The 13,575-nt window shown below is 40.9% G+C and carries 12 protein-coding genes; 2 read left to right on the top strand and 10 right to left on the bottom strand.

Annotation, left to right across the window (positions count from 1 at the left end; all coding sequences use genetic code 11):
* Window positions 1–200 precede the first annotated feature (200 nt).
* The 5 genes from VB077_RS02740 to trxB form a co-directional block, all read right to left on the bottom strand.
* The gene (locus tag VB077_RS02740) at window positions 201–479 is read right to left on the bottom strand and encodes a ferredoxin family protein (RefSeq protein WP_323413683.1); all 279 of its coding nucleotides are present in this window, start codon (window positions 477–479) and stop codon (window positions 201–203) included.
* Window positions 476–1,768, bottom strand: a complete 1,293-nt coding sequence (locus tag VB077_RS02735; protein WP_323413682.1) for an FAD-dependent oxidoreductase — start codon at window positions 1,766–1,768, stop codon at window positions 476–478. The genes VB077_RS02740 and VB077_RS02735 overlap by 4 nt, the downstream gene beginning before the upstream one ends.
* A gap of 12 nt (window positions 1,769–1,780) precedes the next feature.
* The gene (locus tag VB077_RS02730) at window positions 1,781–3,043 is read right to left on the bottom strand and encodes an FAD-binding protein (protein ID WP_323413681.1); all 1,263 of its coding nucleotides are present in this window, start codon (window positions 3,041–3,043) and stop codon (window positions 1,781–1,783) included.
* On the bottom strand, window positions 3,043–3,873 hold the full coding sequence (locus VB077_RS02725; RefSeq protein ID WP_323413680.1) for an electron transfer flavoprotein subunit beta/FixA family protein: 831 nt from the start codon (window positions 3,871–3,873) through the stop codon (window positions 3,043–3,045). The genes VB077_RS02730 and VB077_RS02725 overlap by 1 nt, the downstream gene beginning before the upstream one ends.
* A 230-nt stretch (window positions 3,874–4,103) precedes the next feature.
* The gene (trxB, locus tag VB077_RS02720) at window positions 4,104–5,021 is read right to left on the bottom strand and encodes a thioredoxin-disulfide reductase (RefSeq protein WP_323413679.1); all 918 of its coding nucleotides are present in this window, start codon (window positions 5,019–5,021) and stop codon (window positions 4,104–4,106) included.
* Window positions 5,022–5,222: 201 nt separating this feature from the next.
* Here trxB and VB077_RS02715 point away from each other — a divergent pair, with 201 nt between their 5' ends.
* On the top strand, window positions 5,223–8,003 hold the full coding sequence (locus VB077_RS02715; RefSeq protein WP_323413678.1) for a UPF0182 family protein: 2,781 nt from the start codon (window positions 5,223–5,225) through the stop codon (window positions 8,001–8,003).
* 76 nt (window positions 8,004–8,079) lie between these two features.
* On the opposite strand, the gene VB077_RS02710 is transcribed toward VB077_RS02715, so the two are convergent.
* The 3 genes from VB077_RS02710 to VB077_RS02700 all read right to left on the bottom strand — a co-directional run bounded on the left by VB077_RS02710 (window position 8,080) and on the right by VB077_RS02700 (window position 11,013).
* The gene (locus VB077_RS02710) at window positions 8,080–9,402 is read right to left on the bottom strand and encodes a hypothetical protein (RefSeq protein ID WP_323413677.1); all 1,323 of its coding nucleotides are present in this window, start codon (window positions 9,400–9,402) and stop codon (window positions 8,080–8,082) included.
* A 44-nt stretch (window positions 9,403–9,446) separates the two neighbouring features.
* Window positions 9,447–10,427 (bottom strand): phosphodiester glycosidase family protein, encoded by a 981-nt coding sequence (locus VB077_RS02705; RefSeq protein ID WP_323413676.1) that lies wholly within the window; start codon window positions 10,425–10,427, stop codon window positions 9,447–9,449.
* A gap of 157 nt (window positions 10,428–10,584) precedes the next feature.
* On the bottom strand, window positions 10,585–11,013 hold the full coding sequence (locus VB077_RS02700; protein WP_323413675.1) for an OsmC family protein: 429 nt from the start codon (window positions 11,011–11,013) through the stop codon (window positions 10,585–10,587).
* Window positions 11,014–11,224: 211 nt separating this feature from the next.
* Between VB077_RS02700 and gap the strand changes: the two genes are divergently transcribed.
* Window positions 11,225–12,229, top strand: a complete 1,005-nt coding sequence (gap, locus tag VB077_RS02695; RefSeq protein ID WP_323413674.1) for a type I glyceraldehyde-3-phosphate dehydrogenase — start codon at window positions 11,225–11,227, stop codon at window positions 12,227–12,229.
* 126 nt (window positions 12,230–12,355) lie between these two features.
* Here the strand turns inward: gap and VB077_RS02690 are convergent, their stop codons facing one another.
* Both VB077_RS02690 and VB077_RS02685 read right to left on the bottom strand, forming a co-directional pair.
* Complete coding sequence (locus VB077_RS02690; protein ID WP_323413673.1) at window positions 12,356–12,928, bottom strand: ANTAR domain-containing response regulator; 573 nt, start codon at window positions 12,926–12,928, stop codon at window positions 12,356–12,358.
* 8 nt (window positions 12,929–12,936) lie between these two features.
* Window positions 12,937–13,563 carry a hypothetical protein gene (locus VB077_RS02685; RefSeq protein WP_323413672.1) on the bottom strand — a complete coding sequence of 209 codons (627 nt, stop codon included), beginning with the start codon at window positions 13,561–13,563 and terminating at the stop codon, window positions 12,937–12,939.
* Window positions 13,564–13,575 lie beyond the last annotated feature (12 nt).

Raw genomic sequence — 13,575 nt, 5'->3', positions numbered from 1 at the left:
GCAATAAAAATTTTCTGAGGGAATTTCCAATTTGGTGTTTCCAAAAATGAAAACCCCCTACCGAAAAGTAGGAGGAATTCAATATTGATGGTTCAAGCAAAGTCTTGAACCATCTACCTCGGCGAATGCCGAGAGGCTATTAATTATAAAAAGGAGGCAATGAAAATCATTGCCCCCCAGATATTCTTAAAGATATTTAATCAACCGTTTTTCCAGGATACACCGAAACCGCCGCGTGGATACTGCCAAAGAATATTGTTTTTGGGACATGCTACACGGCAAGTACCACACTCAAGACAGCCTTCATATCCTACAGAAATACGATTTTCTTCTTCATCCCAGTCATAAACATGTGCCGGGCATACGCGGGTACAGGGCTTATCCTGACATTTTAGGCAGATCTCGTTATCTGCAATTTTGATATGATTTAGTTTGTCAGTATTAAAGCGCACTAAATATAATTTATCATCTAATTTCATTTCAGTGCCCTCCATGCTCTAAAGATATCTTTGAAAATTGCACCCTTAGAATGCTTTTCAAAGGCCATTTTGGCGATATTCTTGAAGCCTTCACCCTTCGGTGTATCACTGGCTGTAAAGAACCTATGCATCGCGTTAGCTGCAATTTCAGGGTAGACTTGCAGCAAGTGTGGGTTACTTTCCATAAACCCAGTAAGATTGCGGTAAGTGTGAAGATCTTTGACGACGAAAGTGTCGCGTAGGCGCTTATCATAAATGCTCAGCCCTTGGGCACTGATATCGCCTGATTTAATCGCTTCAGCGGCAACTTTTCCCGCGATCCGGCCGGAAGTCATCGCTAGATTCGAACCTTCACGGTGAATTCCGTTAACCAGCATAGCTGTATCTCCGGTAACGAGAACCCCTTGACGGTACAATTTCGGCATTGCCTTATAGCCGCCTTCAGGCAGTAAGTGGGCAAGGTATTCTTTCGTTTCTCCGCCCTGGAGCAAGCGTTTGATATAAGGCTTTGATTTAAGATTTTCTAAAAGGTCATTCGGGGTCCATTTTTTCTCAATTAATTGATTAAGAATAACCCCAACCCCAATCGAGAGCGAATCTTGATTGGTATAAATGAAAGCGGTTCCAAGCATACCATCCGTCGAATCGCCAAACAGTTCTATTGTTGCGCCTTGACCGGGCTCTAAGCAGAAACGATCCTCAATTTTTTCCTGAGGAAGCGCAATAATTTCTTTAACAGCAACAGCAACCTTGTCAGATTGAAGCTCTGAAGCTAAGCCCGCTTTGCGAGCAACGAAATTGTTAGCACCTTCGGCCAAGATTACTACTTTAGCACCAAGATCACCTTCCGCGCGACCGGTGCGTACACCTACAACTAAGTCCCCTTTGTAAAGGAGATCCTCCACGACTGTTTCAGGAATGATCATGACTCCGGCATTTTCAGCTTGTTTTGCGAGCCAGCCGTCAAACTTCACCCGGAGAACAGTATGAGCATTGTAAGGTTCCTGAGACCAAGCCGGGTCACGGTATGCAGCCGTGATGATTTCATCCCCGCTTAATAATCCATAGCGTTGTTCAATAACCGGTCTTTCGAGAGGAGCCTCTTTCCAAAACTCAGGGACTACCTCAGCGGTTGCTTGGGTATAAAGAACTCCGCCCATCACATTTTTCGTACCCGGATAATCTCCACGTTCAATAACTACGGTTTTCATACCTGCCTTTGCAGCACTAATTGCGGCAGACAGGCCAGCAGGACCGCCACCGACGACGATCACATCAAAGTTTTCCATGTTTGCCCCTCCTTATTTCGCCGCACCTAGGCGCATTTTTAATTCAGCTGTTAAGGCAGGAACCACTTGGAGGATGTCACCAACAATTCCGTAGTTAGCAACATTGAAAATAGCAGCTTCCGGATCATTATTAACAGCTATAATATAGTCTGAAGTTTGCATTCCAACCAAATGTTGAATTGCGCCGGAGATGCCTAATGCGATATAAATCTTAGGACGAACAGTCACCCCGGTTTGTCCAACTTGTTGGTCATGAGAAATCCAACCTGCCTCTACAGCGCCACGAGTACCGGCTATTGTACCACCGATTGCATCAGCAAGCTCTTCTGCAATAGCCATGTTTTTCTGCGAACCAATACCAAGTCCGACAGCTACGATAATTTCAGCCTTATCCAAGAAAGCGCTCTTCGCTGTAGAAGGAATGAATTCAACAACCTTGGTGCGATAATTTGCTTCATTGAGCGTTAATTCTTCACGAATAATCTGTCCCTTACGTCCTTCAATCCGCTCCGGCATTGCCATAACACGCGGACGTACGGTAGACATTTGGGGCCGATGGGTACGGCATTGAATTGTTGCCATAATGTTTCCGCCAAAAGCCGGACGAGTCATTTTTAAGAGCCTGGTTTCCGGATCAATTTCCAAAACAGTACAATCCGCGGTTAAACCGGTTTGCATTTTAGTTGCGATAGAAGGGAAAACGTCACGGCCCATAGAAGTTGCGCCGCAAAGAATAATCTCGGGTTTATACTTGCGAACAAGTTCGGTAATGGCATCAGCATATGGGTCGGAGCGATAATCCTTCAGTACAGGATTATCCAGGACATAAGCTTTTTCAGCTCCATAAGCAAATGCTTCATCAATTACGTGGTCAACTTGATAGCCGGTTACGACTGCGCAAAGATCGCAGCCCAATGCATCCGCCAGCTTTCGTCCTTCACCCAGCAATTCCCATGATACTGTAGACACATTCTCATTGATATATTCAACAAGAACCCAAACACCGCTCCAAACTTCTCCATCCGCAGCTTGGGAAGGTTTAACCGCTTTTTTCTCAGCAACCGGTTCTGCGGAGGCTTTTGCTTTAGGTTTATCAGCACGCTCAGGCATGCTAAGCGCATCTGCGGGGCATACTTTAGTACATTTAGTACAATCTTTACACTTTTCGGCATCTACTACTGCTATTCCATCCACGAGCTCAAGTGCTTCAAAAGGGCATTCTACTGTACATGCACCACACCCGATACATTTAGCCTTGTCAACTATAACGGCCATTATTGTTTTCCTCCCTTCGTGGGATGATTAGAAATAATATTTCCATCAATCAATGTATCAACAAGCGCTTTTGCAGTACCTGATGGATTTTGGGTTCCGTCGATTTTTTCTCCGCCGGTTCGTGTTGGCGGCGCAAAAATACGTACTACACTTGTAGGGGATCCTTTAAGGCCCATTTGTGTAGCGTCGAAAGGTAATGATTGAGAATTCCAAATTTCCGGTTCGTATTTGGCTGCATTCATCATATTCGGCAACGACGCATATCTTAGATCATTAAGCTCTTTCTCTACCGTTATCAATGCAGGTAATTGAGCTTGTACAACCTGACGTCCACCTTCTGTTTTCCGTTCTACGGTAATTGTTGATTCAGTTATCTCACGCACCTTAATTGAGTAGGTGATTTGAGGGAATCCTAAGCGTACGGCAATACCGGGACCTGTTTGGGCGGTATCTCCGTCAATTGCTTCTTTACCTGCCAAAACAAGGTCGATGGGATCTTCCTCATGAAGTTTCCGAATTGCAGTCGACAGAATATAGGCCGTTGCTAATGAATCAGAACCGCCAAATGCTCTATCACTAAGCAAAATTGCTCTATCTGCTCCGAAGGACATCCCTTTTCTCAGAGCTTCGATTGCTTGCGGGGGGCCCATACTAACGATGGTCACTTTTCCCCCTACTTTTTCTTTGAGACAAATAGCTTCCTCCAACGCATGTGCATCATAAGGATTAATAATTGATGGCACGCCTTGTCGCATAAGCGTATTCGTCACGGGATCAATCCGTACTTCGGATGTATCCGGTACCTGCTTCAAACAAACCACGAAATGCAATATAACTCCCTCCCCAGTTCCTTCTTTGTATTAGCTTTTCATTAATTCTAGAAAAACCGACATATGTTAATGATAGTACAATGTGGTGAAAAATACAAGTTGTTTTCAAGATGTATTCAATATTTCGAGCCAATATTTTGACATATTTGAATATTTTAACTTAGAAATAGGCGTTGTATTTGTAACAACGCCTTTCATATATTATCATTTTTTCTTACATTGATTGATATTTAATCCTTTAATTCCGCTAAATATTTTTCGACTTCAACAGCGGCCAGCGCCCCATCTCCAACTGCAGTTGCAACTTGACGCAAAGGAGTATCACGAATATCACCTGCGGCATATACTCCATTGATATTAGTTTGAAGAAGGTTTCCCGTTATGATATAGCCCCGATTCTCAACATCAATTTCACCCTGAAGGAATTTATCATTAGGTTCAGTTCCGACATAAATAAAGATTCCATCCGCTGTAAGAATTGTCTTTTCATCAGTTTTAACATTTCGGATTTTTACACCCTCTACATGATCTGTTCCTAGGATTTCTTCAACAACCGAGTTTAGTACAAATTGGATTTTACCATTATTTTTAGCACGTTCAACCGCAATTTGTGCGGCTCTAAACCCTTCTCGCCGGTGAATGATAAATACTTTCTCAGCAAATCTTGTTAGATATGACCCTTCTTCTAAGGCAGCATCTCCCCCACCAACAACGATAACCTGTTTTCCCTTAAAGAAGGCACCATCACAGGTTGCGCAGTAAGAAACACCGCGGCCATGAAACTTCTCTTCTCCCGGAACATTCAAAGGTCGCGGTTTTGAACCCGCAGCGATGATTACCGCTTTGGATTCTAAGGTACGGGAATCTGTATGGATTTTCTTCACATCATGACGAAGTTCAAGGGTTTGGACTTCATCAAAAATAAACTCTGCACCATAAGCCTCAGCTTGTTGATGAAATTTGTTCATGAGTTCAAATCCCCCGATTCCTTCCGGGAATCCTGGATAGTTTTCAATCTTCTCTGTCGAAGCTGCCTGCCCACCCGGCATTCCCATCTCAATAATACCGGTTTTCAATCCGCCCCGGGCGGCATAAATTCCTGCGGTTAATCCTGCGGGACCCGCTCCGATAATTAGGACATCATACATTAAAACACCCCCGTTAAACTATACCCCACACAGGTATCAAGGTAACTAAAGTATATCATAGTTTCAAGGAAAATAAAGCATTTTTAATCCAACCGATTTTGATGAAGGTATTTTCATTTTCTGGGAAGAATATAAAAGTAATTTAATTAAAACTCCCATAACTGGTTATAATATCAAGTCTGTGGTAAAGGAGGTCTGATTTTGAGCCGTATTCTTAAGGTAGTCACCGGAATTATTATTGTGATTATCATTTTAACCGCTTCGAGCGGTTTATATGAAGATTGGTTATGGTATAAAGATTTAGGTTATGAACAGCTTTTTTGGACTCCGCTCTTAAGCAAAGGCCTTATCCAAATTGTAAATGGAACAATTCTCTTTCTTTTTATCGCGGGCACTCTTTTCTCGATTCGTCATTCTATTTTAACCTTTGTCAATGATAGATTAAGAAGCCGCCTTCGATTGGTCCATGACATGGATCGACCGATTTACCATTTGAGTCAAAGGCGTGTGACAGTTTGGCTGCTCATTATTTCTGTCTTGGTTAGTTTTGGAGTTAGTTTTATTGCAGGCTTTACGGGCTGGCTGGAGGTTCTTTCCTTTGCAAAATATACCCCTTTTGGTCGGAGTGATCCTGTCTTTGGCAAAGATTTAGGATTCTACTTTTTCCGGCTACCTTTTCTTCAAACGATTTTTAACGTATTTTATGGTCCTCTCTTCCTTCTCACTGTTTTTACAGGTTTATTTTATGCGGTAACCGGAGTTTTGCATTTTCACACTTTAAAATTTTGGACAAAAAATCCCATAACGGTCAGTTCCGCAGCAAGGCGTCATCTTGCTTTATTGCTTGCTGTTTTATTTGTATTTCGGGCGTTTGGTTACTTTATAGACAGATACCGACTTCTTTATTCTCAGCATGGCCATGTCGTCGGTGCAGGCTATACAGATTTAACCGCAAATTTACCCATTCTTAATATCCTTATTGTTATAAGTCTGCTTGGATTTCTAGCCGCTTTGCTTTCACTCTTTATCCATGAAGTCAGACTGTTAACCGTCCCGCTTGTCTCCCTCGTTATTGCTGGGTCCCTTTTTTATGGACTGTATCCTACTTTGATCCAGTCTTTTGTCGTCATACCCAATGAATTAGCCAAGGAAACTCCTTATATTCAAAACGAAATTAAGATGACGCGTTATGGATACGGTTTGGATTCTGTCGTAGAGCAGAACTATCAAGGCGATGTCCCATTAACTGCTCAAAGTTTAAGTAGTGAAAAGGCTACTTTGAATAATATTCGCTTAAATGATCCCCGTCCCTTACTCCAAACATTCACTCAAAAACAGGGAATCCGGCTGTATTACAAGTTTAATGATATCGATATTGATCGCTATCAAATAGGCGGAGAGAATCGTCAGGTTATGCTTTCAGCCCGAGAACTCTCCACCGATGATTTGGCAAGTAATGCAAAAACATTTGTCAATCTTCGTTTTAAATATACTCACGGTTATGGTGTAGCCGCCTCTTTTGCAAACGCTGTGTCCTCAGAAGGTCTTCCGAGTTTTGCGATTAAGGATGTTCCTCCTGTCACTGAGTACCCTGAGTTCCGCCTTAAAGAGCCTCGAATTTATTACGGCGAGTCAACCAATGATTGGGTCGTAGTCAATACCAATATTAAAGAATTTGATTATCCGCTTGGAAACACGAACGCCGAAAGCAGCTATGAGGGTAAGACGGGTATCAATATGACTCCTTTTAACAAGTTTATGCTTTCTCTGCGCCATGGAACAGCTCGCTTTTATCTTTCGAATGTTGTCAATTCACAAAGTCGAATTCTTTTAAACCGTAACATTGTAAAGCGTGTCGAGAAACTCGCCCCATTTCTTGATTATGATCATGATCCCTACCTCGTTATTGATCAAGAACGCCTTAAGTGGGTTATTGATGCTTACACAACGTCTAACGCACTTCCCTACTCCAGCCGCTTCGAAAATAACAATTTCAATTATATTCGTAATTCGGTAAAAGTTATTGTTGATGCTTATGACGGAACTGTCGATTTTTACGCAGTTGATCCACAGGAACCGATTTTACAAACGTATCAAAAAATATTTCCCGGAGTCTTCAAAAGTTTCTCCCAAATGCCTGTAAGCTTAAAAACGCATTTACGCTATCCTGAGACCCTTTTTACAATTCAGAGCAATATGCTGACAAACTTTCATATGACCGACCCGACTGTCTTTTACAACAAGGAGGATGCCTGGGATATTCCCCAAGAAATTTTTAGAGATAAATCCCAGAATATCGCTCCATATTACACGATCATGCAAATTCCAGGTTCAGAACAATCCGAATTTGTTTTAATGTTACCTTTTACTCCTGCTTCAAGCAGTACAAATACACGGAGTAATATGATTGCCTGGATAGCTGCCCGTATGGATGGAAAGCATTATGGAGAGCTTATTTTATTTAAACTTCCCAAAAATATTGAGATTGACGGGCCTCTGCAGATCGAATCAAGAATCGACCAAGATCCGGAAATTTCAAAACAGCTTGCCCTTTGGAATCAACAAGGTTCGAGTGTCATCAGGGGTAATCTACTCGTCCTGCCGATTCAGGGAAATTTCATATACATCGAGCCAATCTATTTGCAAGCGACTCAAGGTGGAAGTATTCCTGAGATGAAACGGATCATTATGGTTTACCGTGATAAGCTTGTTATGACAGAATCTCTAGGCGATGCGCTTATTCAGATTTTCGGGCCGGATGCTCCTGAACTGGGATCAATAAATAACACTGCCTCTCCGCCTACTTCTATACAAACACACGATTTCACTAATCCTCTAACCGTTAGTCAAGAGGAAATCAATAAAATGTTAGAGCAAATGTATCAACTAAGGGCTATGTTAGATCAATTGGAGACGCAGTTAAAATCCTTACAACTTGAATCCACCCCTAACGACAATCGGACACCGCCTGTTAATCCCTAAACATACTGCCCTAAATGCAATAAGGTGGGCATTCCAAGAAGTTTAACCCTTCAGGAATGCCCACCTTATTTACATCTTATGAATTACTAAGCGGTTTAAGTTCAACATCAGTAGATTTGTCATTCGGGGTAAGTTCAATGAGTTCTGCCCCATCTTGAGAAATAATATTCTCTTTTCCGGATAATTCGACTTGCTCTTGTTGACCATTGCTTTGTATGATATAGGCTGTTTGACCTGAGTTAATTACAATCTGATCCTTTACCCCGATAACTATTTTAGCATCTTTGAAAGGAATTGAACCTTGCCATACGGTCTTAAAATTTAAATTTGTAGAATCCGAATTTTCAGCGGCCGAGCGAATTTCTACAAGATTATCATCTTGAACTTTTCCAAGATATAGAGTGCCATCTCTGTTTCCTAAAATTGTCTCATTCTGATCACTGGAAATGTTATGCCGACTTGATCCATCAAGGGCTTGGATAGTTTTTGTTTTTCCTGTTTTACTCTCTATATACAGTGTTCCGAATTTGTCCGAAGCCACTATTTTGGTGATTACTTCACCTGAACGATTCAATGTTCTCACATTCTTCATGACATCAATCTCCATCAATTGAAGATTTGTGCCGCTCTTTATCGTCAGATATATCAAATTCGTAAATGTTGATACAACCATATTGGTAATTTTCCCGCCGGCTGGGAAACTATCAATGCTCTCGTTGAAGCGATCATCCGGGGGAGTTGTTGTATCATCACTGTTAGGTAATTCAAGGGTATAGAGATCTGTAATTTGCGGATTGTTATAAATTGTTACTACACGTTGTTGTTGGGGTGTGGAGCTTGAGCCGCCTGAAGGAGCCTGGCTTGGAGCTTGGTTTGGATCTTCGGTCTTACTCGCATTTGAATCTGGAGCTTGAGTCGGGGCTGTAGATTGTGTGTGCGCTGTTCCGTTTGTACTTGAACCATCCGGCTTGGATGATTTAGAAGCGCCTTGGGATGTATCGGGTACAACTTTCGTGGTTACAGGATTTGGATTTTTACGAGCGTAAAAATAGATTAATGTATTTCTGTCAGGCAGCCATTGAAAATAAAGAACACCCAAATCTTTATCGTTACTCGGCGGAGCCTTTGAAAAAACCTGTTTCTCTTGTTCAAGGTTATATACCTTTAAAACGCCGTCTTCTTCATAGGCAAGATAATCCTTGGCATAAGAAATTTGTGTATTATTGAAAGACGTTCCGGGAATATTTGTTTTTAACGTGCGAACAACCGCCTCTTTTTCGGAGGGAGCCATTACTTTTTCGATCTGTCTATTTAAGAAATAATAAGCAGGTATTTGCAGCATTAAGGACACGAGGGTCCAGCAAATGATCATTCGAAAATTTTTTCTCAACTTTTTCATCGAGTGTCCCCTTTTCAATTCCTTCATTAACTCGACTCAGAGCGTTATTTTGGCATAACGACGAAAGCTGTTGGAAGATAACGTTCGCCAAAAACGTTCCAAAGCTTATTCATAACCTTTCCGTTATAAACCATCTCTGAGGACGATCCTCCGTCTAAGTTTACCGCATTGACTGCATCATACTCAATAAAAACATTCATCATGTCACGCAAGGTTGCCCCAATACTATAGGTCGGTTGTCGGCCGTCAATAACAAGAAAAATAATCGTTCCATCCGCTTTTTGACCGATCCCCGTACGTGGGGCTATTCCCCAGCCGCCATCTCCGGAAACGGCAGGCTGACCATTCACCACAAGATTAGGTCCAAAAGTTACCGCTTCCTGAATATTCTTTTTTCCAATGTCGTCAGCTGTCATGTTCCCCATTAATAACTTGCCATTTTTATCAAGAGCAACCAAATTAACTGCAGTATTACCCACATTATTGTGCACAATTTCTCCATTATGCACTGTTACACCATCGGGAAAGGCTCCGTTTCCTTTACCATTCTGATCATAAAATCCCCCTGCATTAATTGCAGCAATCGCTCCGGTATCCTTAACAAAATCACTCAAACGTTCACCCGCTACTCCGATTTCCTTTGTTACTGCAACCTTAACCCGAGTCGGATCTTTTATCAACATCACTTTTCCTTTAAAGTTCTGACCTTTGATATCTTCAATAGTTATTCCTAAGGACGGATCGCTTACAACTTTAGATGACTCAACATTTAAGCCGACTGCCGCACCTGTGGAATCATACGTATGCATGATTTCACTTATTTTTTCGTCTGAAAGAAAGAATTCTACAACTTGAGGATGCCTAGAAGTCTCAATAGAACCAACAGCTAATACTTTTATTGCCCCAAAAGGACCCCAAAAAACGATAAAGGGAGCTAAAACAGCAGCTAAAACCAGGTTAAAAAGTAGAAATGACAAAACTTTCTTCCATCGAATTTTTTTAGTCCCCATTTGCCTTTTTTTCATATAAAATTCCAATCTCCTCTAAATTAGTAGTGAAATTACGGCTCGAACCAAAAAAACAAGCCGCTAAAAGAGTGCGGCCTTTATTTTTCGTCATCAATATTCAATATTATAGCAAATGTGTTATATTCCTTCAATAGCTATTGCAATTCGAGCAATATCATTTCGAATTAATTTCCAGCCTATAAGTTAAGTTAACAACTTTATCAATCATATTAGCAACACTGCAATACTTTTCCATTGATAAGTCTATTGCTCGTTTTATTTTTTTTAGAATCTGTTCTTCTTCAAGCCCCTCACCCCAAAATTGATAACAGACTTCTATATCCGTAAAAACACGCGGATGTTCATTTGCTCGATCTCCCCGAACACTAATCTCGAAACGTTGATAATTAACGCGCATCTTTTCAAGAATGGAAACTACATCCATGCCACTGCAGCCGGCAATAGCCATCAGAACCATCTCCATCGGACTTGATCCTATTCCGGTTCCTCCGGCTGTTACACTCGCATCAATTTGGGTACGGATTTTAGATTGACTTTCACCTTCAAAATGCATTCCTTTAATATGATGAACTTTAACCTGCATAATAAATCCCCCTCAACAATTTCTAATCTTAGTTTACCTCATTTATGCCTAATTAAAAGGTTCATAATAATCAAAATATTTTTATACTCGAGTATGTCACAATAAATTGTCATAAGGAATAAAGTATTGCATAAAAAATAATTGTGTCATACTCAAAAAAATGCTAATATAACAATTGCATGATACCATTATAAGAAAAGGGGTGCGATAATTGGCTATTCGTGTAGGGATTAACGGATTTGGCCGTATCGGTAGAAATGTTTTAAGAGCTGCATATGGACGCAAAGATGTAGAAATTGTAGCCGTAAATAACCGGACCACAGGAGAAATTTTACCTCACTTACTCAAATATGATTCTGTACATGGTATTTTCCCCGGAAAAGTAGAATATACCGAAGGTGGCTTCAAGATTGACGACAAGATGATCACTGTTGTTTCACACACGGACCCTGGTGATATTCCTTGGGGCGATCTTGGTATAGATGTTGTTGTTGAATCCAGCGGCAAATTCAATAATGGACCTGCTTGTCAAAAGCATGTTAAAAATGGGGCAAAAAAGGTTGTTATTAGTGCTCCCGCTAAAGAAGTAGATGTTACTATCGTTATGGGAGTTAATGAAAAGAGTTATGACTCAAAAATTCATCACGTGATTTCTAATGCTTCCTGTACTACAAACTGCTTGGCCCCCGTCGCTAAGGTTTTAAATGATGCCTTCCATATTGAACGCGGATTTATGACAACTGTCCATTCCTATACAAATGATCAAAAAATATTAGATGTCTCCCATAAAGATTTTCGCCGGGCTAGAGCCGCAGGTATGAATATTATTCCTACAACTACGGGTGCGGCCAAAGCTGTTGCCTTAGTTTTACCGGAACTGGCCGGGAAACTGAGCGGTTTTGCGATGAGAGTTCCTACACCAAATGTTTCCGTTGTTGATTTAGTTGTCGAAGTCGAAAAGAAAACCACGAAGGAAGAAATCAATGCTCTATTTAAAGATGCCAGCCGTGGTGCTCTCGAAGGTATCCTCGATTATACAGATCTTCCCCTTGTCTCGAGTGATTTAAATGGAAGTTACGTTTCTTCAACCATTGATGGATTATCCACAATGGTCATGGAAGATAATCTCGTTAAAGTTTTAGCTTGGTATGACAATGAATGGGGATATTCGAACAGAGTACTGGATTTGGTTGAATACGTTGGGAAACAAGGATGATACACAAAAAGGGCCTTCTGGCCCTTTTTTTATACTGTTTGAAAGTATAACCTTCGGTAGTATACTTTCTTCCTGCATAAGTGCAACCAGCGGCTTTGCCTTAGCGAAGGCAAAGCCGGGTTTTCTTTATTCCGGTAACCAACTTCCCTTGAGTACTTCCATGGCAACAGAATACATGGTTTTATGTTTGGACATCGCGTATTGCTGCATCACTCGATAGGCAGTATTTTCGTCATATCCTTTTTTTCCTATAAGCGTTAGCAAAGCTTGATAATGGATTTTTCGAACTTTCAATTCCTTCTCTAAGTGTGTTGTTATTTTGAGATTTTTTTGTTCCTCTGAAAATCGTTGCTCTGAATAAAGAACAGCTGCGATTAAATCAAAAGCACGAAGGGGTTGAACAAGTACATAATGAGCATTTAATTTAATTATTTCAGGCAATGCATTCGTATCTTCCTGAGAAATTATAACAATAACCGGACAAATTCTCTGTGTAATTATGCTTTGCAGTAAGTCAAATGCACTTAATCCAAGAACGTTCCCTGTCATAATAACTAAGTCAGGCTCAAAGCGATGAAAAAGACGTAAACCTTCAATCCCGTTAGAGGTTGTCGCTATTGCCTGATAATTAGCCAAGGGCATTATTGTTTTAAGTTCAGATATTTGCCGTGAATTGCCAATTAGTACGGCTCGTTTCATAACCTTATTTATTTAGCAGCGGAACTTAGTTGTTCCTCATTGCAATAATCTTGTTCCTGGGCTTTGCCGGGTCGTTTTTCCTTATTATTTTCTTTAACTTCTTTCCATGGCAACGGAAAAATTAAAATGACGAGGGCTATGGCTCCGATGCTTAAGACAACATATTGTAATGAAAGCAGGAAAAACAGCAAAGAAACCTGCGCTTGGGGAGTACCCATAGCATAGGCATAAGGTTTAACTGATTCCCAAGTTATATCTTCACGTTCCCATATTTCTTTGCCTTCGAAATCCACTGAATTGATGAGTTGACGTACATTCTGATAAAAAGGATCGGTTGTTGCGGCATAAATAAACCCTTTTGTCGTAAAGATTTTATCTGTTTCTACAGGGGTACCTGTAACAACAGCCTTGGTATACGTCCTTTCGATTCTTAAAACATCACTTGATTGTACATTAACAGGACCTTTTTCGGTAATCACTGTATAGAGTCCACGATCTACTGCTTCAACGTTATTAACCTTGACCCCCATGAGATCAACAGTCAATAACGATAGAAGGGTAATCGCTATACAGCAATAAATAATTGAAGCAGCTATTTGCTCTCTTCCGATAGGTCTTTTTAGTCGTATTTGCATTAAACGTTGCAC

The sequence above is a fragment of the Desulfitobacterium sp. genome (assembly GCF_034927245.1).
GTDB lineage: Bacteria > Bacillota > Desulfitobacteriia > Desulfitobacteriales > Desulfitobacteriaceae > Desulfitobacterium_A.
This window is presented reverse-complemented; position numbering and strand designations above follow the sequence as displayed.